Annotated in this window: 18 protein-coding genes and 3 pseudogenes; 11 read left to right on the top strand and 10 right to left on the bottom strand. The window is 56.4% G+C overall.

What is annotated here, in order from left to right:
• Positions 1-80: 80 nt before the first annotated feature.
• Genes ACYZTL_RS00105 through phnE form a run of 4 tightly spaced genes read left to right on the top strand, consistent with a single transcriptional unit; the run spans position 81 to position 3311 of the window.
• Complete coding sequence (locus ACYZTL_RS00105; protein ID WP_461950025.1) at positions 81-932, top strand: putative selenate ABC transporter substrate-binding protein; 852 nt, start codon at positions 81-83, stop codon at positions 930-932.
• Positions 929-1726, top strand: coding sequence for a phosphonate ABC transporter ATP-binding protein (locus tag ACYZTL_RS00100; RefSeq protein ID WP_461950024.1), 798 nt, complete (start codon positions 929-931; stop codon positions 1724-1726). The genes ACYZTL_RS00105 and ACYZTL_RS00100 overlap by 4 nt, the downstream gene beginning before the upstream one ends.
• Positions 1720-2547, top strand: a complete 828-nt coding sequence (locus ACYZTL_RS00095) for a PhnE/PtxC family ABC transporter permease (RefSeq protein WP_461950023.1) — start codon at positions 1720-1722, stop codon at positions 2545-2547. Before ACYZTL_RS00100 ends, ACYZTL_RS00095 begins: the two co-directional genes overlap by 7 nt.
• Entirely contained in the window at positions 2544-3311 is a 768-nt protein-coding gene (phnE, locus tag ACYZTL_RS00090) for a phosphonate ABC transporter, permease protein PhnE (protein WP_461950022.1), read from the top strand. Before ACYZTL_RS00095 ends, phnE begins: the two co-directional genes overlap by 4 nt.
• Before the next feature lie 29 nt (positions 3312-3340).
• Here the strand turns inward: phnE and ACYZTL_RS00085 are convergent, their stop codons facing one another.
• From ACYZTL_RS00085 to ACYZTL_RS00075, 3 genes are all read right to left on the bottom strand, one after another.
• Complete coding sequence (locus ACYZTL_RS00085; protein WP_461950021.1) at positions 3341-4036, bottom strand: phosphoribosyltransferase; 696 nt, start codon at positions 4034-4036, stop codon at positions 3341-3343.
• Positions 4037-4612: 576 nt separating this feature from the next.
• Positions 4613-5260 carry a hypothetical protein gene (locus tag ACYZTL_RS00080; protein ID WP_461950020.1) on the bottom strand — a complete coding sequence of 216 codons (648 nt, stop codon included), beginning with the start codon at positions 5258-5260 and terminating at the stop codon, positions 4613-4615.
• A gap of 547 nt (positions 5261-5807) precedes the next feature.
• Positions 5808-7166: an MATE family efflux transporter gene (locus ACYZTL_RS00075; protein WP_461950019.1), complete on the bottom strand. Its 1359-nt coding sequence runs from the start codon at positions 7164-7166 to the stop codon at positions 5808-5810.
• A 298-nt stretch (positions 7167-7464) separates the two neighbouring features.
• Here ACYZTL_RS00075 and ACYZTL_RS00070 point away from each other — a divergent pair, with 298 nt between their 5' ends.
• Positions 7465-7737, top strand: coding sequence for a hypothetical protein (locus ACYZTL_RS00070; protein WP_461950018.1), 273 nt, complete (start codon positions 7465-7467; stop codon positions 7735-7737).
• 349 nt (positions 7738-8086) lie between these two features.
• On the opposite strand, the gene ACYZTL_RS00065 is transcribed toward ACYZTL_RS00070, so the two are convergent.
• Positions 8087-9706 (bottom strand): methyl-accepting chemotaxis protein, encoded by a 1620-nt coding sequence (locus tag ACYZTL_RS00065; protein WP_461950017.1) that lies wholly within the window; start codon positions 9704-9706, stop codon positions 8087-8089.
• A gap of 532 nt (positions 9707-10238) precedes the next feature.
• Here ACYZTL_RS00065 and ACYZTL_RS00060 point away from each other — a divergent pair.
• The 3 genes from ACYZTL_RS00060 (at position 10239) to ACYZTL_RS00050 (ending at position 12493) form a co-directional block, all read left to right on the top strand.
• Positions 10239-10502: a hypothetical protein gene (locus tag ACYZTL_RS00060; RefSeq protein WP_461954224.1), complete on the top strand. Its 264-nt coding sequence runs from the start codon at positions 10239-10241 to the stop codon at positions 10500-10502.
• Between the two features lie 153 nt (positions 10503-10655).
• Positions 10656-11399 carry a nuclease-related domain-containing protein gene (locus ACYZTL_RS00055; protein WP_461954223.1) on the top strand — a complete coding sequence of 248 codons (744 nt, stop codon included), beginning with the start codon at positions 10656-10658 and terminating at the stop codon, positions 11397-11399.
• A gap of 254 nt (positions 11400-11653) precedes the next feature.
• Positions 11654-12493: an alpha/beta fold hydrolase gene (locus tag ACYZTL_RS00050; protein WP_461950016.1), complete on the top strand. Its 840-nt coding sequence runs from the start codon at positions 11654-11656 to the stop codon at positions 12491-12493.
• Positions 12494-13027: 534 nt separating this feature from the next.
• Here ACYZTL_RS00050 and ACYZTL_RS00045 read toward each other — a convergent pair.
• Complete coding sequence (locus ACYZTL_RS00045; protein ID WP_461950015.1) at positions 13028-14059, bottom strand: IS110 family RNA-guided transposase; 1032 nt, start codon at positions 14057-14059, stop codon at positions 13028-13030.
• Between the two features lie 504 nt (positions 14060-14563).
• Positions 14564-15022, bottom strand: a complete 459-nt coding sequence (locus ACYZTL_RS00040; RefSeq protein ID WP_461950014.1) for a hemerythrin domain-containing protein — start codon at positions 15020-15022, stop codon at positions 14564-14566.
• Positions 15023-15344: 322 nt separating this feature from the next.
• On the opposite strand from ACYZTL_RS00040, the pseudogene ACYZTL_RS00035 reads away from it, so the two are divergent.
• Positions 15345-15518: pseudogene (locus ACYZTL_RS00035) on the top strand (methyl-accepting chemotaxis protein); the annotation flags it as partial.
• 248 nt (positions 15519-15766) lie between these two features.
• Positions 15767-16095, top strand: a pseudogene (locus tag ACYZTL_RS00030) (DHCW motif cupin fold protein).
• Between the two features lie 598 nt (positions 16096-16693).
• On the opposite strand, the gene ACYZTL_RS00025 reads toward ACYZTL_RS00030, so the two are convergent.
• Positions 16694-16924, bottom strand: coding sequence for a hypothetical protein (locus ACYZTL_RS00025; RefSeq protein WP_032828974.1), 231 nt, complete (start codon positions 16922-16924; stop codon positions 16694-16696).
• A gap of 175 nt (positions 16925-17099) precedes the next feature.
• Here ACYZTL_RS00025 and ACYZTL_RS00020 point away from each other — a divergent pair, with 175 nt between their 5' ends.
• A complete protein-coding gene (locus ACYZTL_RS00020; protein WP_461950013.1) occupies positions 17100-18761 on the top strand; it encodes a SulP family inorganic anion transporter in 1662 nt (553 codons plus the stop codon).
• 21 nt (positions 18762-18782) lie between these two features.
• Here the strand turns inward: ACYZTL_RS00020 and ACYZTL_RS00015 are convergent, their stop codons facing one another.
• The 3 genes and pseudogenes from ACYZTL_RS00015 to ACYZTL_RS00005 all read right to left on the bottom strand — a co-directional run bounded on the left by ACYZTL_RS00015 (position 18783) and on the right by ACYZTL_RS00005 (position 20467).
• On the bottom strand, positions 18783-18971 hold the full coding sequence (locus ACYZTL_RS00015) for a ribbon-helix-helix protein, CopG family (RefSeq protein WP_095077032.1): 189 nt from the start codon (positions 18969-18971) through the stop codon (positions 18783-18785).
• A 420-nt stretch (positions 18972-19391) separates the two neighbouring features.
• Positions 19392-19689: pseudogene (locus ACYZTL_RS00010) on the bottom strand (hypothetical protein); the annotation flags it as partial.
• Between the two features lie 109 nt (positions 19690-19798).
• Positions 19799-20467, bottom strand: coding sequence for a polysaccharide lyase family 7 protein (locus ACYZTL_RS00005; RefSeq protein WP_461950012.1), 669 nt, complete (start codon positions 20465-20467; stop codon positions 19799-19801).
• Between the last annotated feature and the right edge of the window lie 456 nt (positions 20468-20923).

Below are 20923 nucleotides of genomic sequence, written 5' to 3'. Positions count from 1 at the left end.
GTTTCGTCTAACCTCACAAAGCGCCCTGCCGTCACCCACGGCGCCTCGATAGTGTTCCGTTAATGCACCGGAGAATTTCCATGCTCAAGCGTACCCTGGCACTGACTGCCGGTTTGGCCCTGTGTTTTTGCACCCTGCTGTCGCAGGCCGCCGACACCCTGAAAGTCAGCGCGATTCCCGATGAAGCGCCCACCGAACTGCTGCGTAAATTCAAACCGCTGGGCGCCTATCTGGAACAGCAATTGGGCATGAAGGTCGAGTTCGTGCCCGTCAGCGATTACCCGGCAGTGGTCGAAGCGCTGGCCACCGACCGGATCGACCTGGCGTGGCTGGGCGGCTTCACGTTCGTGCAGGCACGCCTGAAAACCGGTAATGCCATTCCGCTGGTACAGCGTGAACAGGATGCCCGGTTCACCAGCAAATTCATCACCGCCGACCCGGCCGTCAAATCCCTCGCCGACCTCAAGGGCAAGACCTTTGCCTTCGGCTCGGTGTCCTCGACGTCGGGCAGTCTCATGCCGCGTTACTTCATGCTGAAGGACGGCATCAAGCCGGAAACCTACTTCAGCCGCGTCGGCTACTCCGGCGCTCATGACGCCACGGTCGCGTGGGTCCAGGCCGGCAAAGTAGACGCCGGGGTGCTGAACGCCAGCGTGTGGGAAAAACTGGTCGCAGCCGGCAAGGTCGACACCAACAAGGTCAAAGTGTTTGCGACCACCCCGGTCTACTACGACTACAACTGGACGGTGCGCGGAACCCTCGACCCGGCGCTGGCGGCCAAGATAAAAGCCGCGTTCCTCGCGCTCGATCCGGCGAACCCGAAGGACAAGGAGATTCTGGATTTGCAGGCCGCCAGCCGATTCATCGAAACCAATCCTGAAAACTACAAGGGCATCGAGGAAGCCGCGCGCGCTGCCGAACTGCTCAAATGACGTTGCATCTGACCCATGTCAGCCTTACCCACGCCAACGGCGTTCAGGCACTGCGTGGCGTGGATCTGCACATCGAGGCCCGCGAACAGGTCGCCATTATCGGCCCGTCCGGCGCGGGCAAGTCGAGCTTGCTCAACCTGCTCGCCACCGCCCTGCGACCGAACGACGGCGAGCTGCAAGTGCTCGGCGAACGCGCCTGGCAACTGTCGGCTGGTCAGCGTCAGCGCCTTCGCGCGCGCATCGGTTTGATCCATCAGGCGCCGCCCTTGCCACCGCGCCAGCGTGTGGTCACGGCGGTTCTGGCCGGCAAGCTGGGTCAATGGGGGTTGGGCAAAAGCCTGCTGAATTTGCTGTATCCGCTGGATATTCCGGGGGCACGCGCAGCCTTGGCCAGGCTGGACCTGAGCGACAAACTGTTCGCGCAATGCCAGCAGTTGTCCGGGGGACAGTTGCAGCGCGTGGGCATTGCCCGGGTGTTGTATCAAGCGCCCGAAGTGTTGCTGGCCGATGAACCGGTATCGGCCATGGACCCGGTGCTGGCCGAGCACACGCTGTCGGTGCTTTGCCGCCATGCCCGGGAGCACAACGTCACGCTGGTCGCCAGTCTGCACGCGGTGGAGCTGGCCCTGGCGCACTTTTCGCGGATCATCGGCCTGCGTGACGGGCAGATTCTGTTCGACCTGCCGGCCAGCGCCGTCGACCGCGAGCGGCTCGACACGCTCTACGCCAACGAACAGTTAGAACGTTCGCCGCTGCCTCCCGCGCACTTGAGTGTGCAGATTCCCCGATGCTGACGTCCGGCACCCGCGATCCCGCCGCCCTGCCGCGCCTGCTGCTCAGCCTGCTGGCCTTCGCGCTGCTGTGGCCGGGCATTCGCTACAGCGAACTGGACCTCACTGTGCTGATCGCGAGTGACAGCCAGAGCGAAATGGGCCGGTTCGTGTCCGCCTTCTGGCCACCGGCCCATGACGAGGCGTTCATTGAGCTGTTGCTGCAAGCCACCCTGCAAACCCTGGCCATCGCCACGGCGGGCATGGCTTTGGCGCTGTTGTTGGCGATTCCCGCCAGCCTGTTGGCCAGTCGTGCGCTGTCGTTGTCTGCGGCTTCTCGTGCGGGTCGCCCGAACCATTGGGGCCAACTGCTGCGCTGGCCGGTGCGCGGTCTGCTGATTTTCCTGCGCAGCGTGCCGGAAATCGTCTGGGCCCTGCTGTTCGTGCGTGCCGTCGGCCTCGGTCCGACCGCTGGGGTGCTGGCGATTGCCATTTCCTACAGCGGCATGCTGGGCAAGGTCTACGCGGAAATTTTCGAATCGGTTGATCAACGCCCGGCCCATGCGTTGCTGCAGTCCGGCAGTGGTCGGCTCGCGGCGTTTTGCTACGGGATCCTGCCCAATGTCGCGGCGGAATTGCTGTCGTACACGGTGTATCGCTGGGAATGCGCGATCCGCGCCTCGGTGGTGATGGGCTTCGTCGGCGCCGGCGGGCTGGGTCAGCAAGTGGATCTGTCGTTGCGCATGTTCGCCGGCGGTGAAGTGGCCAGTCTGTTGCTGACGTTCCTCGTCCTGGTGCTGCTCGCCGATCAACTCAGCCGTCTGCTGCGCTGGAGGCTGGCATGAATCGCCTGTTCAATCTCGCGCTGCTGCTCGGCATCGGCGCCGCCGTCATCGCCTCGTTCATCTACCTCGGCATCGACCTCGGCGAACTCGGCAGCACCGGCAACCTGAACCAGATGGGCGCTTATGCGCAGCGCTTTTTCAGCCCGGACCTGAGCCCGAATCATCTGCAAGCCATCGCCCATGGCGCACTGGAAACCATCGCCATGTCTGCCCTTGGCACCCTGCTCGCAGCGGTATTCGGTTTGCTGTTGGCATTGCCTGCGGCCGGACGTTTCGGCTGGCCGTTGCAGAGCGCGTCGCGGCTGGTGCTCAACGCTTTGCGCGCAGTGCCGGAACTGGTGTGGGCCGCGCTGATGGTGCTCGCCGCCGGTCTCGGCCCCAACGCCGGCACGCTGGCGCTGGCGCTGCACACCACCGGCGTGCTCGGCCGGCTGTTCGCCGAAGCGCTGGAAAACACCCCGCCCGAACCGGCCGACGCCATCCGTTTGCAGGGCGCCAACGCCGTGTGGGCCTTCTGTTACGGCACCCTGCCCAACCTGTTGCCGCAGCTGTTGGCCTACATCCTGTATCGCTGGGAAAACAACATCCGCATGGCCAGTGTGCTCGGCTTCGTCGGCGCCGGTGGCCTCGGGCAAATGCTCTATGTCAGCCTCAGCCTGTTTCAGGAAGCTCAGGCCAGCACGGTGATTCTGGCGATGCTGATATTGGTCTTCGCCGTCGATACCTTGAGCAGCTGGAGTCGGCAACGCTGGGTCAAGGCCTGAGAGCCCAAAGTGAAGCGTGTTGAACGTTGTCACTCTTGACCGGAGCGCTGCCCGGCGAGGCTGTCCTCTTTCTGCCAGGCCCGTTGCAACAACCTGATGACCTCGGCATCCGCAGTCTGGGAAAAATCCATGTACCAACGCCCGATCGACATGAACCATTCGGCGGTGATCGGGCACACCAACTCATCCACCTCGCTGCGCAGCGCCTCCGCCGTCTCAACCGGCGCCACCGGCACCGCGACGACAATCCGCGCCGGTGTATGCACCCGCACCGCGTGAATCGCCGCCATCATCGAGGCGCCTGTCGCCAGCCCGTCGTCGATCAGGATCACCACCTGATCCTTGAGCTGCACCGGCGCGCGCGTTCCCCGGTAAGCCTGCTCGCGCCGCAACAACTCCCGGGTTTCCCGCTCGACCACCGCGTCGAACGCCGCCTTATCAATCGGGTGCGCCCGCAACGCATGCTCATTGAGAATCTGAATACCGCCGCTGGCAATCGCGCCCATCGCCAGCTCCTGATGGGTCGGAACACCCAGTTTGCGCACCAGCATCAGGTCAAGGCGAACATCCAGCGCCGACGCCACTTCATAAGCCACCGGCACACCGCCACGGGGCAAGGCGAGGACAATAACCTCGGGGCGATGCGCGTACTTGAGCAACGGCGCCACCAGCCGCCGACCGGCAGCGGCGCGGTCTTGCAGAATGGTTGGCGATGAAGGATTCATGTTGAAAACCTCCCCAGGCGATCACGCCTGTCGGTTTGCATCACAGCCACCCAAGATTGTCAGTCCGAAGGTGGCCGACAGCAAGTCTGCCGGCCTACACCAACCACTCGATTTTCTGATGCTGCCAAACCATTTCCACTCCGGCAGTGACATCAGCTACAACCCAAGGTTTGGGCCAGTAACGTCTAAGTTCACGCCGCCCTCGGACAATCCCGATCCTTGGAGCCAATGCTGTTCACTTAAGAAAATCTTCAGGCAGGCAAATTTGTGGCGAGGGGATTTATCCCCGTTGGGTCGCGAAGCGGCCCCAGCGTCCGGCAAAACAGTCTGAATTGTCCGGATTTGCGGCTGCTTCGCAGCCGAACGGGGCGGTGCGACGTTTCGCTAAATCCCCTCGCCACAAATTTGCGTGCCCGCACTTAAGTGAACAGCATTACGATCCTTGGAGCCGGCTTGCTGGCGAAAGCAACCTGAAGACTGCCGCAACTTTTCACGCAAAAAAAAAGAGCCACCCTGTTACGGATGGCCCTCTTTTTAAAACCAGCGATTTCCGGAAAGTTCAGCCAATGCCAAAACCTAACAAGCACTCGCAACAGTCCGCTGAGGCACCACAGCGTTGTGCTGTTGTCTCACTCGCTGAGTCAATGCCAGCATCGTCAGGAAACCCAGTGCAATCAACAGCGGATACGCCATCAACAATTCAGAGAGTGAATACTTCCAGGCCAATGGGCGTCCAACCCCCAGCAGGGCGGCATACATCCAGGACACGGCCGACAGCGAACCGCAAAACAGCGCCAGCATCCGTGCGCTAAACCCGAGCTTGAGCAGCGAGCCGGCCTTTTGCATTGCCGGCAAAACCAAGCGATGCAACAAGATGCCGTTGTAAGTCAGCAACATGACAATGATCACTTTGGCTTGAAGCTTTGGATTCTTGAAGTATTCGACCCCTTTTTCCAGGTAATCAATACCCACAATGGCAATACCGGTGACCCACAAAGCAACCAACGCAACGACTACAGACGTCTGAAGACTTTCCAGATGAGCATTATCGTGCTCCGAGAATACTTTGCCCTTCAATAAATTTTTAACCATGGCAATATCACTGGTCAACACCAAACCAATGGCAACACAACAAGCGACCAAGTGCGCATAAACAACACCCAACCGCACAAACTCCATGCATTGTTTGTTTTCGATCAAACTCATAATTGTATTTATTGTCACGGGTAATATCTCCAACTGTTTCTACAGTACAGACCATTCGTTTGACGGGGCATTAATCAAGTTAAAAGCCCTGTGCGGTCCGACTGATACAAGACAAGCCAAATCAGAGACCTGGCACGGCTGAACCGATTGATTTGCGTGGCAAATAAACAAGCGGCTATGTGTTGGCGCCTGAAATTCAGGTAAAAAAAATCCTCATTTGCATTCAAAGCATATGAGTTTCAGTGTCCACTTCTTGTTTTCGGCTGCAGCAGTCATGGTGACGCGCTGAAGTATCAGAGGGCATCGAAGCTCAAATGTTCATTTTTTGAGCAGACTACCGACCAACGGTTAATTCGGAAGATGCAACTCACCTCGATGAGGAATCTCCAACTTCTCCAAAAGCCGCGTAATAACTGGCCTGGTGAATTACATGAGGCTTAAGATCCTTCTATTGGATCCATTAGTTGTTGTGTCACTAACGAAAAGTGCAATAGCGCCCAGCTCGCACTCAGCACTAATACAGTCATACTTATTATGTTTCATGATTGAAACACAGGGATCCAATTTACACCAACCGCTCGATTTTCTGATGCTGCCAAACCATCTTGTAATACGCCGTCTGCAACACCAGCATCCCCAGGTACGCCACCGGAAACGCCATCCACACACCCTGCAACCCGAACTGCCCGTCCAGCACATACGCCATCGGCAACTGCACCCCAAGCACGCACACAATCGAAATCGCCATCGGCACCAAAACCGTGCCGCTGGCGCGCATGATCCCGCCGATGATCGCCTGAAAACCAAATACCAACAGGCTCCACAGCATGATGTGCAACAGATACTCGGCCTTCGCCCGAGTCGAATCGTCCGTAAGAAACAACCCCAGCAACCAGTGCGACAACACGTAACCCAGCACCACCAACCCACCGGTCAAGCACACATTGATCAACAACCCCGTGCGCAGAATCGGCCCGATGCGCTCGATGCGCCCTGCCCCAATCGCTTGAGCCCCAAGAATCGACGCCGTAATCGCAATCGACAACGCCGGAAACTGCACGTAATTGACGATCTGCGTCACCGCCCCATACGCCGCCGTCGCCTGCGAACCGTGCTGATTCACCAACGCCAGAATCACCAGCTCCGACACCGACAACACCACCATCTGCAACCCGGTCGGCAATCCGATGCGCAACACTTTGCCTAGAATCACCCGATCAAGCCGCATCGCCGCAAACATCTCCCGATCCGGCGCCAACGGATGCCCCCGCCGAATCAACCGCCACGCCAACCACCCCATCGCCGCCAGGTTCCCCACCAACCCCGCATACGCCGCACTCTGAATCCCCAACATCGGCAACCCGAACCACCCCCGAATCAACGCCGGCGTCAGCGCCAACCCGATACACGTCGACACCACCAACGCCACCAGCGGCGACACCGTATCGCTCACCCCGCGCAGCAGCTGGGTGAACAGCACGTAGACCAGAAGTGACGGCATGATCCACATCATCACTTGGGCGTAGGAGACGGCGTCGTCCAGCACGTCGGCCGGCGTGCCCAAACCCTGCAGGGCCGGTCGTGCGAACACACTGCCCAACACGGCGGCGACCAGCCCGATGATTGCGCCCAACAGCAACGTGGTCGCGGCGATGGTTTTCACCAGATGCGGTTCACGTGCGCCCCAGGCTTGGCCAATGAGCACGCCCGCACCCGCGCCGAGGCCGATGACCAGGGCAATGAAGAAGAAGACGATGGGGAACATGCCGGAGACGGCGGCCAGGGCTTGAGTGCCGAGCATTTGGCCGATGTAGATGCTGTTGACGGTGCCCGACATGGATTGGAGGAAGTTGGAGAGGACCATGGGGGCTAGGAAAAGGAGGTAGGTTTTCCAGAGGGGGTGTTGGGTGGTCCGGGTTTGCATTGGGTGGGCGTCCAGCTCGAATGCGGGGTTGGGATTCTAGAGGATAGCGTTAGCGGCGATGAACAACGTTGGATGAATGTTTCGGCGCTGTTTCGATCCATTCAGCAACGTTGATTATTGGTCCTAGGACGGCATAAAAATTCCTACACAAACCTCGGAATGCGTCACCTTCCCCGCTGTTCTGATGAGGCTTATAGTCGGTCCCGTCGCCCAGAAAGGCGATTCGGGTTTGGCGACCTGATCGATCGAGATTCAAAAGCGCTTTACTTTAACTTTTGCCTTGATCGGAGTTTTACCTATGGAAAGATACATGCCCCTCACTGGAATTGACCTGATTCCGGCTTCCCTGCTGATCGACACCCAAGCTCCACTAGACGTTTTGCAAGCTGCGGCTGATTACCGGATTCGGGCGGTTACCCAGGTGTTGGAAAATATCGCCTTTCGCGCCGAGCTTGGCTGCGACACGGTAGTCCTGAAGGATTTTTCGCAACTGTTAGCCATCCCGTTGCGCGATGGCTGCGATTTGATGGATGTGATTGGTAGGCGCTTGCGGGCGCAGACGGAAAAATAAATGAAAACGGGCGCCGAAGGCGCCCGTCTTTTTTGGCCGACGATAAAGAATCTGACATTTTTATTCTGCGGCATACATTTTGTCCGCTTTCGCCAATAGCGGACCTAGCCCACCTTTCTGACTGACTGATTGACAAGCTGAGAACCGCGCGTCCCCGAAGGCGTTTTCCGAACCTCGACTCACTTACGCTGCAACACCGACTCACCTGCCTGTGGCGGCAGTCGCAGGTTGTCCAGCAATGCAATTCCTGCAATCACTGCCACACAAAGGAATGTCAGTTGGAAGTCGACGGTCCCGGCGTGCCTTGTAGTGCCATGGAGGTTCATCGCGAGGCGTAGCAGCAACGTGTTTAGATTTTGAAACGCCCCACAGTTTGGTGCAGCGCGCCTGCCATCTGTGCCAGCTCCAGACCGGCGGTGTCGGTATGCCGGGCACCCAGCAAGACTTGCTCGGACAGGTTACGAATGCCCATCAGATTGCGATCCACCTCACGCGCCACCAATGCCTGCTCCTCCGTGGCACTGGCGATCATCATGTTGCGCTCGTTGATCTGTGAGATCGACCGGGTGATCTCTTCCAGTGCTTCGCCGGAGCGTTGCGCGACTTCCAGAGTCGTCTGCACCAGCTGACCACTGCTTTGCATAGCGGTCACCGCGTGCCCGGTATCCAGCCGAATGTTGCCAACCATCTGCTCGATTTCCCGGGTCGACACCTGAGTTCGATGGGCCAGCGCCCGCACCTCATCGGCGACCACCGCAAAACCACGTCCGGCATCACCGGCACGGGCCGCTTCAATCGCCGCGTTCAGGGCCAGCAAATTGGTTTGCTCGGCGATGCTGCGAATGACATCCAGCACAGTACTGATATCCTGCACACGCTCGGCCAGTTGCTGGATACGCTGCGAGGTGTCCGTCATGCCGTCCGCCAGCGTCCCTATCGAAACCACCGTTTCCTGAACTTGCTCACGACCGCGTTGCGCGGTTTGCTCGGACACCCGGGACGCTTCGCTGGTGCTGACCGCATTGCGTGCGACTTCGTCGACGGCCGCCGTCATTTGATTGACCGCCGCCGCAGCCTGTTCGATCTCCAGCCCTTGCAATTGCAAACTGCTGCTGGTCTGGCTGCTGACCGCGCTCAGTTCTTCGGACGAACTGGCCACCTGATCGACCGATGCTGCGATGTGCTTGAGCATCGCGTTCAAGCTTTGCTGCATCTGGTGCATGTTCATCATCACGCTGCCGTCGGCACTTGCATTCAGCGGCACTTGAATCGTCAGATCGCCCTGCGCGATTTGGCTCAAGACCCGTGCCGCATCATCCGGCTCTCCACCCAAATGTCGGGTAACGCTACGCGTTACGATGAACGCGGCGGCAATGACGAGCGCCAGGCAGAACAAAAAAAAGCCGAACATGTTGCGCCGGGCATCGTTGTACAGTTCCTGTGCCGACAGTTCGCGGTCGGCAAATATCCTTCCTTGCAGAGCCATCAACTCATCCAGGCTTCTATAGACCTCGTGTTCTGCCGGGATAACCTTTTGTTTCAGCTGTGCCATGGCTTCATCGAAATCCCCCTGCCGGATCAATACCTGCACTTGGGTGAACGCAGCAACGTAGGCCTCGCGATGCCTTTTCAGGGTGGCGTAAGCGACTTTGCCTTCTGGCAGATTGAACAATGGCTCAAGCGTTTCGAGCGCCTGGGTGATTCGTTTTTTGGTGGTGTCAATGGATTGCTGCACTTGCTGATTATTTTTTTCGATCAGCAAATCTCGGGTATTCCTGGCGTTGTCCCGTACACCGGTGGCAATGACCATGATCGGCTCGATCTTCGGCCAGTCCTGTTTGACGATAATCACCGACTGTTCCTTGAGCGTTGCCAGATCGTGCAATGCGTAAAACGCCATGCCCATCAGTGCCAACGGCGCAATTAAAAAGCCGATGACGATGCGTTGTGCTGTGCTTAACTTGACCATACTCAATATTCCTCGATTAATACCTGCCCAACGTGCAGCACAGCAGCCGGCCGGTGGTTGCCACTAACGCGTTCATAAAGCAAAAAAACGCCTGAAACCTTCTCGGTTTCAGGCGTCTTTGCCTGTTCATTCGCGGTGCGCGACCTGCCTACTTCGCCTGATACCCCTGTTGCCCCCCGACCGGTTCGGCCAATCGATCATCATTGACCGAGGAAGCTGTCCACACAAATGCGTTTCAGGTGGGCCTGATGCCAGCGATGCAGGCTTTGTGCCATCAAATCGCGAAGTGCGTCTTAATTTATTGAGGATTGTCGCGGCGACTGCGGCTTAAGCGAGTGCAGGTCGGGGTTAGCCCGTTTCCTCCGAAGAAGCGATGACCAACACAACCAGTCAAGACGCTGAAGGCGAACGTTCATTACGATGCCTCCAACTGGTGCAAATTGTTAAGCATGGGCTTTATAAAAGTGCGTCTATCGCGCGCCCCAGTCCTGAGCCCCCGCGTACTCACGCCATTCACCGGGCGCGTTCAAAACTGGCTGGATTTGCCCCTACAAAACCGGACACCAACTCCCTGCTCATCGACACCCAAGCTCCACTCGACGTCCTGCAAGCCATGGCCGACTACCGCATCCGCACGGGCACGCAGGTGCTGGAAAACATCGCCTTCCGCGCCGAACTCGGTTGCGACACGGTGGTGCTGTCGGACTTTTCCAAACTGCTGGCCATTCCATTACGCGATGGGTGTGACTTGATGGATGTGATCGGCCGACGCTTGCGGGCGCAGGCGGCGGAGTAAATGAAAACGGGCGCCTTGTCAGGCGCCCGTTTTGTTTGTGCTCCGAAATGCTTTACTGGAACGTAGCATCAGACAACACGACGAAACCCACCTTTCACTGCAAAGGACTGCCATGTGAACACTTCCGTTATCCCGCCCCCCTTACTCAACGCCCTGATTTGGCTACCACCACTGGTGCTGGTGTTGGCGCTGCTGCAAACACGCCTGTTCAAAGGCTGGTTCGGTGAACAGCTAGTACGGTTCCTCGCGCACTTTCAATTGGACCGTCAGGTTTATCGCCGCCTGCATGACGTGACGCTGATCACCCCGGACGGCACCACGCAGATCGACCATGTGTTTGTTTCGCCCTTCGGCATCTTTGTGCTGGAGACCAAGAACATGAGCGGCTGGATCTTCGGCGGTGAAAAGCAGGCTCAGTGGACGCAACAGATCTACAAGAAGCGCTTTAAGTTCCAGAACCCGACTCACCAGAACTACAAGCACTTGAAGGCACTGCAGGCCGTGCTGGGTATCGGCCCAGAATATGTGCATTCGGTCATCGTCTTTGTCGGCGCAAGCACCTTCAAGACCAGGATGCCGGTTAATGTCACCCGAGGCATTGGCTGGGTCCAATACATCAAGTCTTTTCAGCACACGGTGTTCAGTGATGCACAGGTGACGGCCATGTTTCATGCCCTGCAAGCAGGTCGCCTGACGCCGACGCTCGCTACCCGGCGTGAGCATGTGCAACGTCTGAAACAGCGCAACGATCCATCAGCCTCACGCCAATGCCCGCGCTGTGGCAGTGCACTGGTCGTGCGTACATTCAAAAGCGGTCCCAGGATCGGTCAACAGTTTTGGGGATGTAGCACATTCCCCAAGTGCCGAACGATGCAGCCCATTACGCCAAGCAGCTAAGCTTGATCAGGAGGCCGTATCGCGATTTATGAAAATCAGGAGGCGAACAATGAGCAAACAACCTCAACCTCGTAGCCGCTCCAACTCTCAGCCCAGATCCCGCCCGGTAGTGCCTAATCTGCCGAGCAAAACCGGCGCGCGGAGCCAATCGACGATATCTCGATGATTCGCAGAGCCATGCCAACAAATGTCACCCTTTTTTGCAACGCAAACGCCAGACGCTGTCTTAACAGCGGGTAGGCAAAGGGGAAACCATGACAACGCGCAAATTAACCATTAAAGACTTGCAGTTGAACGTTTCAATCCGCGGCCAAGGCTCACCGCTGCTCCTGCTCAACGGCCTGGGTGGTTTGATCCGTACCTTCGATCCCCTGCGCGATGAACTGGTGGACTACAGGACCATTACGTTGGACGTGCCCGGGGTCGGCAAATCGCAAATGCCCCGCTGGCCGATGCGTCTGCCAAGCCATGCCGACCTGATCGCCGAGATGCTCCAGCAATTGGGAATCGAGCAGGTCGATGTGTTCGGCGTGAGTTGGGGCGGTGCGTTGGCGCAAGAATTCGCCCTGCGTTACCCGAGCATGGTGCGCCGGCTGATCCTCGCGGCGACCTCGGCCGGCCCGGCGATGCTGGTGAAGCCCGCCGACATCCTGGATTTTTTTGGCAGGAGCAAAAGCGCCAAACTGCCCAAGCAAGAAGGCTCGCGTAATTCGATACAGACGCTGCTGCGCTTCGGTGTGGTGAACGGCATGCTCACGGTCAACCCGCGAACCTATTACCACCAACTCACCGCCTTGGTCGGTTGGACCAGCCTGCTGCGGCTGTTCCGTCTGCGCCAGCGCACGCTGATCCTCACCGGCGAACGCGACACCCTGGTGCGGCTGTACAACGCGCAAATCCTGCGCCGCACCATTCGCCATGCCGAACTGCACGTCCTGCAGGGCGAGGGGCATTTTTTCGTGGTGACCAGCGCCAGGCGAACCGCCGAAGCGATACGCGAATTCCTCTGCCAGCAGCACGGCGATGAAGAGCCCGCGCCGATGATCGCCAACGGCATGTTCAAGCCACGCCTGCTGCAATCCGAGCGGAATTGATCGCTGATGCCTGCTAATGGGCTTGCCCAAGGTCGTGCAAGCCCGCTAGCAGGCCGTTGAAAAACGTAGGCGAGGCAGGCAAGACAAAGCAAAAACGGCCGAAAAAGCGGAGTTTACTAGCTGTAAATGAGCATTTTGAGGCCGTCTTTAACGCAGTATTGCCAACGCAGATAGTTTTTCAACGGCCTGATAGCTTCGCGTCCCCAACGTAAGGACACTCCCAAAGGGAAAAGGGGACAGATTTATTATCCCCTCCCAAACGACTGTATATGGACTCCTCCTCATTGCAAGCCCCTTTGCTTTGGCTCCCGCGCCGACTGCACACGTATATTCGGCCTCTAAATACAGCATCGTTTCGATGCAGGGCCATGATGGGCTATTCGCGCGTCAGCTCCCGATTGCTTTTTCGTGCTTTTCGCACTTAGACATTAGAGGGTTTTGCCGACGCCGGTTCGACCGGTTTGCCATCGTTCAGGTTGCTTTGCAATCGTGGTTAAGAGTTGTTTCTCTCGTGGAACACGTCGGGTAAATAGATCAGGCCGCTGCCTGATCCGGTTGGTAATCAGTGCCGTGACGCAGCATCGCCCAAGCCATGCGTGCAGTTTTGTTGGCCAGCGCAATAGCGGCCACATTGGGATGTGATCGCTCGGCTAAACGAACGGCCCACTGGCTGAGTCGATCCTCTTTGGATTTGGCTGTGCGTAGCGCCGAGCGCGCGCCATGCACCATCAATGTTCGCAGATACGCATCACCGCGCTTGCTGATACCGAGCAATCGATCCTTACCACCAGAACTGTGTTGCCTCGGTGTCAGTCCCAGCGAGGCGGCAAACTGTCGGCCATTGGCAAACTGACGGGTATCACCGAGAGCGACGACGAGCGCTGTGGCGATCATTGGGCCGACGCCGCGCAGCTGTTGAAGACGGACGGCGGAGGGCTCGCTTGTCGCGATCGCAGTGATCTCGCCGTCGAGTTTGCATACGCGTTCATCCAGCGCACGAAGGTCGCCCCACAAACCATCCAGCAGACAACGAAAGCGAGCCGTCAAACCGTTATCTGCATCTTCTAGCCAGCACGGTATCGCACGACGCAGCATCAGTAATTCCTTCGGTGCAACGAGGCCGTACTCGGCAACCAGCCCACGGATTTGATTGGCTTTGGCCGTCCGCTGTTCGATTAAGCCGGCCCGGATGCGATGCGTCGCCTGGATATCCTGTTGTTCGATCGTCTTGATGGCGACGAATCGCATGGTGGGACGGCTCATCGCCTCACAGATCGCCTCGGCATCGTTCACGTCGTTCTTGTTGCTTTTGACATAAGGTTTAACGAACTGGGGTGCGATCAGCTTGACTCGAAATCCGCGAGCTTCGAGTTGCCGCGCCCAATGATGGGCGCCACCGCAACTCTCCATGCCGATCTCACAACCAGGTTCGATCTTCTCCAGCACCGTTTGAAGCCATTGATCACGAGACAGACGCTGCCGCCAGACCGGCTTCTCATGGCGATCCACACCGTGGATCTGAAATACGTTCTTGGCCAGGTCGACCCCAATGCGCATAAGCTTCATGTGTGGACTCCTTCTCACTGTTGACTGTGGTTCGCACCTTCAGTCTGGCACTCAAGATGCCGAAGTGAGGAGGAGTCCATCCCATTGCTTTTGGCCGTTTTCTGCCTGTCGCGACTAACTGAAGTCGACTCAAGTTGCCGGTGGACCGCTGCACCTGTTGAGTCGTGTGCGCCCTCAGATCAGCCAACGAAACCAGGGGCGGCTGAACTGCCTAAAAGCATGGCCATTAGAAATTTGCATCATCACCCGCAGCCCCCCCACTAACCCCGTGGCCAGATTCGTCGTAGGCGGCTAGAGATCTATGATCGAAATAGTGCGATTAGCAGCAACGCTTATTCCACGCCTGGCGAATGTGCGGGTGTAAGGCTCACAATTCATCTCATTTGTAATTCTATAAGTAATCCTACAAGCCAGTGGTGTGTGATCTGGCATCCACGTAATAAATTTGTGAGAAAGAGTATTAAATAGCAGCCTAATCTTGAAGTAAGGCGGTTAAAGTTCCGATTAATGCCACTGACGCTTTATTTCCTGCCACTGGATTTCTGATAACCACTTATCTGCCACCGGAAAGAAAATATTCTCCTCAGCATCCATATGGTCGTAGTATTTCTTGATGAAGTCATCGATAGTGTCAGCGATTACTCTCGCCTCCTGAGTTGAGTCCTCCAACATCTTGAGCTGTCCAGCAATGCGCTCAAATGCTTGATGATCTCGCTCGATATCCTTGACCCGTTGGTGGATCGGTGCTTCAGTCGCTAGCAAGGCCCGCCGAATAAGCTCTTCATTTTCATGGTGGTGTCGCTCTGCATCACCATGCAAGGCTTCCAGTAGCTTAAACAACAGCTTGCCGTCATCGGCACCAGCGGATTCATGCCTCACCCTCCCCAGCAATCCTTTAATCTGAGTAATTTTGATAGCCACCTCATGATGATATATGTGCAGTTCTTTCAACAAAGCGTTCATCTCAAATCCTCAACTACACCAAACTATCACAGAGAAAATATTATTAACCACCCACTCCGAGGATAGCCACACATATCAATTTCCATAACTTCTAATCCCTCCACCCCCAAGCACTCACCAGCGCGTATTTAACCTTTTTATTATAGTCTGGCGCAAAACTCTCGCCCCAAAAAATTTGTCACCCTTGGATAAATTTGAAATAACAAGTGAATGTTCATATACGCTATTGTATTTGCTTAAGGCGACGCTAAAAAAATAACCAACCGCCCCCTTGGCACACCGAGCACCGTCAACCAGCCACCCGCGGGCGCCCTGCGATTGGGTTGCCGAGCAGACCAACCTGCTGGCGCTCAACGCCGCCATCGAAGCGGCTCGGGCGGGGTAGCAGGGGCGAGGCTTTGCCGTGGTCGCCGACGAAGTTCGCCCTCTGGCGCAGCGTACACGGACTTCGACCCAGCAGATCCACGGGATCATTACTTCGTTGCATACCGGTGCGATCGCGCTGTTTTGAATCGCCCCGGGTTTCGTAGGCACCTCCAAACCATACAATCAGGCCCAGCTACAACAAGTGGAGCGCCTGTAATTTCTTAGGCAAAGCCGACAGGCAACTATGGGCCGAGAGCTTCCTATGGCTTTCACGCTTGAGTGGGCGCCTGTATTTCATAAATGCGGGGCATCTGTGTCTATCGAAAGGATCACTGGATGGGTACGGTCCACAGACATCCTTTCATTGATGAGGCAACCATGGACCTAACCGCTGTTCCCTTTGGTACGACCGATTGGTCGACTGTCGAACCTGTCGAGTATGTTGGACAGACGGGTACCGCCTATTGGCGATCCTGCCAGTTTGGTTCGACGGGTGTGCGGATGGTTGAATACAGTCCTGGCTATCTGGCCGATCACTGGTGCTGGAGAGGTCATATCCTGTTGTGCCTGGAAGGCGAGTTGCACACGGAGTTGGAGGATGGTCGTCAGTTCACACTCACCGCGGGGATGAGCTATCAGGTGGGCAGCAACGCTGAGGGGCATCGATCTTTCAGCAGTACGGTGCCAGGTTGTTCGTTGTGGATTAACGCTGGAATTAACCGCTATAGACCCAGGCTGTGTGAAAACGCATGCGCCATTTTGAAGTCTGCGTTGCTACGTAAAATCTGCCAGCGTTTGGTTAATCAGCAGGCCGTAAATTTGAGTAGGAACGCGATTTTCGTTGCAGTCCTGACTGTCAAACCTACTTCAAAACGTTTTCACACAGCCTGGACCCAAAGCTGCCTGTCATATCAGGCATCAACCGGCCAAAAACAGTCACTCCCTTGTAGTAACACGCCTATCTGTTACAGATATCAAGACTGGCGATTGGGCTGCTCGGCCTTTTTACCGAAGGTCCCAAGTTCAACCGGATCCTTTGTAGAACAAGCAGATAGACATGCTGGGTGAGGTTCGACCTCGCCTGTACCTATAAACTATGAATTTTCGCTGGCTGACCACGTCGAGGGTAAACATGCGGAGCCTCGATTCTCTCCTTGAGCTTGGCAGCATAGTCCTGAGCACTTTTTTCATGCCGAAACTGCACTCGTCGGATGCCAAAACATACAGACCAAAGAGCTTCGCTTTGACTGGATAGATACTCGACCTTCACTGACATGATCATGTCTCCAGGGTGTGATCCAAGGGTTAAAAATGGATTTCAGCGGTCTTGAGTCCCAAGTCTCGAAGTTCGGCGATCAAGTCATCCAGATGCCCGAAAGACTCGACCTCCTCGTTGTCATCAACCAAGAAGTAACTTCTCCCGGCGTCCTTCTTGAAGAACACAATCCACTCCTTGGGGTTGGTCGGGTTTGCGATCACATGGGTGTCAAAGGTCACGCCTTCGGCATGTTTGCTTTTCACAGCTTTACGATTCATGTCAGTCACCACGCTACACGCGCTCTCGAAATTTTCTATTTGCAGTGCGCGCCCGTTCAGCCCCATGCGAGTCTTCACTATAAACATCTCCAGCCGCACGACGCAGTGGATCAAAGGCTTTTCAATTATCACTGCATGTTAATATTATGCACATACACCCATTAAGGAGCTAGCCATGATTGCGATAGGTGAGGCATGGAAAGCGGGACTGTTGGGTCGAGAGCACTGGCTCAGCAATATGGTGTCTGGTGTGATAGTCGGGGTCGTGGCGCTCCCCCTGGCAATGGCTTTTGCCATTGCATCTGGCGTCAAGCCTGAGCAAGGCATCTACACCGCAATCATCGGCGGCCTGCTGGTTTCACTCTTTGGGGGAAGCCGCTTGCAGATTGCCGGGCCGACAGGTGCGTTCATAGTGATTCTGGCGGGAGTCACGGCCAAGCATGGCGTTGACGGTCTGCAAATCGCTACGATGATGGCGGGTGCCATGTTGTTATTGCTGGGTATTGCCCGGCTCGGTGCAATCATTAAGTTTATCCCCGATCCGGTGATCGTCGGATTCACCGCTGGTATCGGCGTGATCATCTGGGTCGGACAGTGGAAAGACTTTTTCGGTTTACCGACGATCAGTGGAGAGCACTTCCATGAAAAGCTCTGGCATTTGCTACAGGCGCTCCCGGATCTTCATATGGCCACCACCCTGCTGGCTGCACTCAGTCTTTTCTTGGTAATCACCGCCTCCAAAATTCCCGGTCTCAAACGGGTGCCTGGCCCGCTAGTCGCAATGGCGGTAGCTACGGCGATACAGTCAACCTTTCATTTCGAGGGGGTAGCCACGATTGGCAGCGCATTTGGTGGCATACCTCAAGGTCTTCCAGCGTTTAGCCTGCCTGAAATCACGCTGTCTCGCGTCATCGATTTGATTGGTCCGGCTTTCACTATCGCCATGCTTGGAGCAATCGAATCGCTGCTGTCCGCAATGGTTGCCGATGGCATGGCGGGCACTAAGCATGATTCCAATCAGGAACTGATCGGTCAGGGGGTGGCTAATCTGGTCACGCCGTTGTTTGGGGGCTTCGCAGCCACCGGAGCCATTGCCCGTACTGCAACCAATATCCGTAACGGCGGCACAAGCCCGCTGGCCGGCATTACGCACGCGGTCACCTTGGTGCTTATTATTCTGTTTCTGGCACCACTAGCCTCAAACATCCCACTGTGCGCCCTGGCCGCCATTCTTTTCGTGGTCGCGTACAACATGAGCGAGTTGAAACACTTCAAGCGCATGGTCCAGCGAGCCCCACGAGCAGACGTGTCTATCCTGCTCATCACCTTCAGCCTCACAGTGTTCAGTGACTTGGTGATCGCCGTGAATATCGGTGTCATTCTCGCAATGCTGCACTTCATGCGCCGCATGGCCTCATCTGTGGCGGTGCAGCAGATAGTCGAGCACGAACTTGAAGAAGAGTTGAGGGCCAATGGCCATGCTCACTTACCGCCAGGGATACTGATTTATACGATTGAAGGGCCACTGTTCTTTGGTGCGGCTGAGACCTTCGAGCGTGTGTTAGCACAGACCCATACCGACCCACGTCTGTTGATTATCCGTCTGAAGCGCGTACCGTTTATGGATATCACGGGCTTGCAAGTGTTGGAGGAGGTCATTCAGCAGCTGCATAGCCGGAATATCGTGGTGAAACTCTGCGAAGCGAACACGAAGGTGCTCAACAAGCTCGATAGGGTGGGTATCCTGCAAGAAATTGGCCCGGAGCATTACCACGCCGACTTCAACACCGCGTTGGCTAAAGCTGTCAGTCACGTAGAGGGTACGTCGACCCTCTAGAGACTAACTGCCAGTGTTGGGTTATGACTTGGTACTGGCGGCATGCTTGCTCTTGGTCGAATAGCTGGCGCCGTGAGTGTCCAGGTAGTCACGAATCAGTTGGCGGACAACCTGCGAAGACGTCAGGTCTTGTGCTGCACAGAGTTCCTCAAAAGCTTTTTTCTTGACGGGATCAATGAGCACAGTGAGGCGCGCAGTCTTGCTTTCCATGGGGTATTCAATCGCTCAAGTCGCTGGATGTTAATCAAATTGTAATTGCCTTGTTCTGTGCTGTCACTGTACAGGCGGCTTGCTGCTCGGTACCTAGACTTTACTCACAAGAAAAGATTTGGTTCTCACGGTGGGTGATGAGCCGGATCTGCTCCGACTCAACATGGATAATCCCCACCCGCGAGGAAGGGAGCAGATTCATTCTAAGCTGGCCGCCTGCCTGCAACGGGTCGACTGTGATCAGTCACGAGCGACCGGAAATGGCCGATAGCTGCCCATCGCGAAATGGCGCAATCGATCGACGCCCCTAAGGTTAGTTAACTCAAACCAGCACCTGGCGCAAGAAAGTGCGTTCATGTATTCCATAAATGCAGCACATCTGTCTCTATCGAAAGGATCACTGGATGGGTGCGGCGCTGAGGTATAAATCAGCTCGGAAGTGTTATCGCCGAAATCGCGATATCGCATTGACGCGGCCCATCATTCGAACCAGCCTGCCGGCTCGACGAGTACGGCGGCCGCGACCTGAGAAGGGCGATAATTGACGAAGCGGGTGCGCATGCCGAAGTGGCGCTTCCATCCACGGCCCTGGTTGAACGTGATCGCGCCGATGTAAGGATGCGTGCCGCCACCTTTGACACCCGCCTGCGATAGCAGCGTACCCCACTGTGCGCACGCAATGGTTGTGAAAGGCTTCGAGGGCATCTGCCTCCCGCAGCGGTTGAGTTTATTGGCAGCTAAGCACTTGGTAGCCGATCGGCGAGGAAATCCACCAAAGTCTTCACCCTTCGGATCGGCGTGCCAACAGTTGTGACCTAAAGAAGCGACTAAATTTCGTGTTGGATCTCCAGCACCCTGAACGTCACTTTTCCGCCCTCGGTGGGATAGCCGGTGTTGTCCTGCACATACGCACCCGCTTTGAAATACAGGGGTTGGGTCTTCCAGCTCGGATCGATGGTGGTTCTCCAGTTGTATCCTGCTGCGCTGATGCCCAGCGCGCCCTTCGGGCTGAGGTGGATCAGGTAGGAAAAGTTGCGGTTGAGCGGCACACCCGTCGCAATGGTTATGACCTGGCCCTCTTCATCGTCGGGACGCATGCGCACCTTGGCGACAATGTTTCCAGTCGAACCCGACGTTTTGTACTGGTATTCCAGCTTCACCATGGGGCTGTTGCTGTCCTTGTTGTGGATCTGGCCAATCACGATCTTGCCGGTGCTGGGTACCTGATTGACGGCCAGACTCGCCCGCAGGGTGTTATCCGCCGCTGAATACTGCCAGTTGCGCAGCGTTCCATCGCTATAGGTTTCCCGCAACTCGCTACGCGGGTAAAGAGCGTTGGCCGTCCTGGAACCGGTCACAGGTGCCCAGAAGGAAAGGATATCGGCTTCAGAACTGAAATACTGGTCCTTGAACCCTTGCACCAGTCGAGGCGTTTCTATGGTGGCCGGTGGGCTGCCTTCAGGGATGCTTAAATTCCAGGTGGAGAGGTCGATCATGTCAAGGATCCTATATGCGGGGAATGTTGCGGCCACAGTTGCGCTCGAACCCGCGCTATTGACCTGTGTCAATTGGGCTTGCTGATTGTGAAATCCGTATGGCGGTAGATTGACGTCAAGTGTTCGTCGAGGGAGTTATTGCAGGCTTTGTGCCCGCGAGGATGACCGTTAGTCGGTTATTTTGGTAGTTGACGGAACTATTGCGTGTTGGGCTTTTACTGATCTGCAGAGCCGGATGTAGAGGGGAAACAACCGGACAGGTGCACGCTTTCGTCGGATGGATGGCCACAGTTTTTCGCGCCATTACCATCAGTGGCGGGAGTGAGCAGTCTTCGAGGAAATTTATCGCGTATGGAGTGAGTGGCCGTTTATGGCCGAGGCTGTGTAAAAACGTTTTCGAGCAGATTTGACAGTCAGGACAGGAGCAAAAATCGCGCTTCTACGCAAATTTTTGGT

This window comes from Pseudomonas sp. LB3P81 (assembly GCF_054897965.1).
The sequence above is the reverse complement of the archived record's forward strand: the minus strand, read 5'-3'. Positions and strand labels throughout refer to the sequence as shown.

Bases quoted from the DNA above. Each gene is read 5' to 3' on its own strand.
- ACYZTL_RS00070 (WP_461950018.1), top strand. From the start codon at position 7,465: ATGGAAAGATACATGCCCCTCACTGGAATTGACCTGATTCCGGCTTCC.
- ACYZTL_RS00050 (WP_461950016.1), top strand. From the start codon at position 11,654: ATGACAACGCGCAAATTAACCATTAAAGACTTGCAGTTGAACGTTTCA.
- phnE (WP_461950022.1), top strand. From the start codon at position 2,544: ATGAATCGCCTGTTCAATCTCGCGCTGCTGCTCGGCATCGGCGCCGCC.
- ACYZTL_RS00095 (WP_461950023.1), top strand. From the start codon at position 1,720: ATGCTGACGTCCGGCACCCGCGATCCCGCCGCCCTGCCGCGCCTGCTG.
- ACYZTL_RS00020 (WP_461950013.1), top strand. From the start codon at position 17,100: ATGATTGCGATAGGTGAGGCATGGAAAGCGGGACTGTTGGGTCGAGAG.
- ACYZTL_RS00105 (WP_461950025.1), top strand. From the start codon at position 81: ATGCTCAAGCGTACCCTGGCACTGACTGCCGGTTTGGCCCTGTGTTTT.
- ACYZTL_RS00040 (WP_461950014.1), bottom strand. From the start codon at position 15,022: ATGAACGCTTTGTTGAAAGAACTGCACATATATCATCATGAGGTGGCT.
- ACYZTL_RS00015 (WP_095077032.1), bottom strand. From the start codon at position 18,971: ATGGAAAGCAAGACTGCGCGCCTCACTGTGCTCATTGATCCCGTCAAG.
- ACYZTL_RS00075 (WP_461950019.1), bottom strand. From the start codon at position 7,166: ATGCAAACCCGGACCACCCAACACCCCCTCTGGAAAACCTACCTCCTT.
- ACYZTL_RS00005 (WP_461950012.1), bottom strand. From the start codon at position 20,467: ATGATCGACCTCTCCACCTGGAATTTAAGCATCCCTGAAGGCAGCCCA.
- ACYZTL_RS00045 (WP_461950015.1), bottom strand. From the start codon at position 14,059: ATGAAGCTTATGCGCATTGGGGTCGACCTGGCCAAGAACGTATTTCAG.
- ACYZTL_RS00085 (WP_461950021.1), bottom strand. From the start codon at position 4,036: ATGAATCCTTCATCGCCAACCATTCTGCAAGACCGCGCCGCTGCCGGT.
- ACYZTL_RS00025 (WP_032828974.1), bottom strand. From the start codon at position 16,924: ATGAATCGTAAAGCTGTGAAAAGCAAACATGCCGAAGGCGTGACCTTT.
- ACYZTL_RS00100 (WP_461950024.1), top strand. From the start codon at position 929: ATGACGTTGCATCTGACCCATGTCAGCCTTACCCACGCCAACGGCGTT.
- ACYZTL_RS00065 (WP_461950017.1), bottom strand. From the start codon at position 9,706: ATGGTCAAGTTAAGCACAGCACAACGCATCGTCATCGGCTTTTTAATT.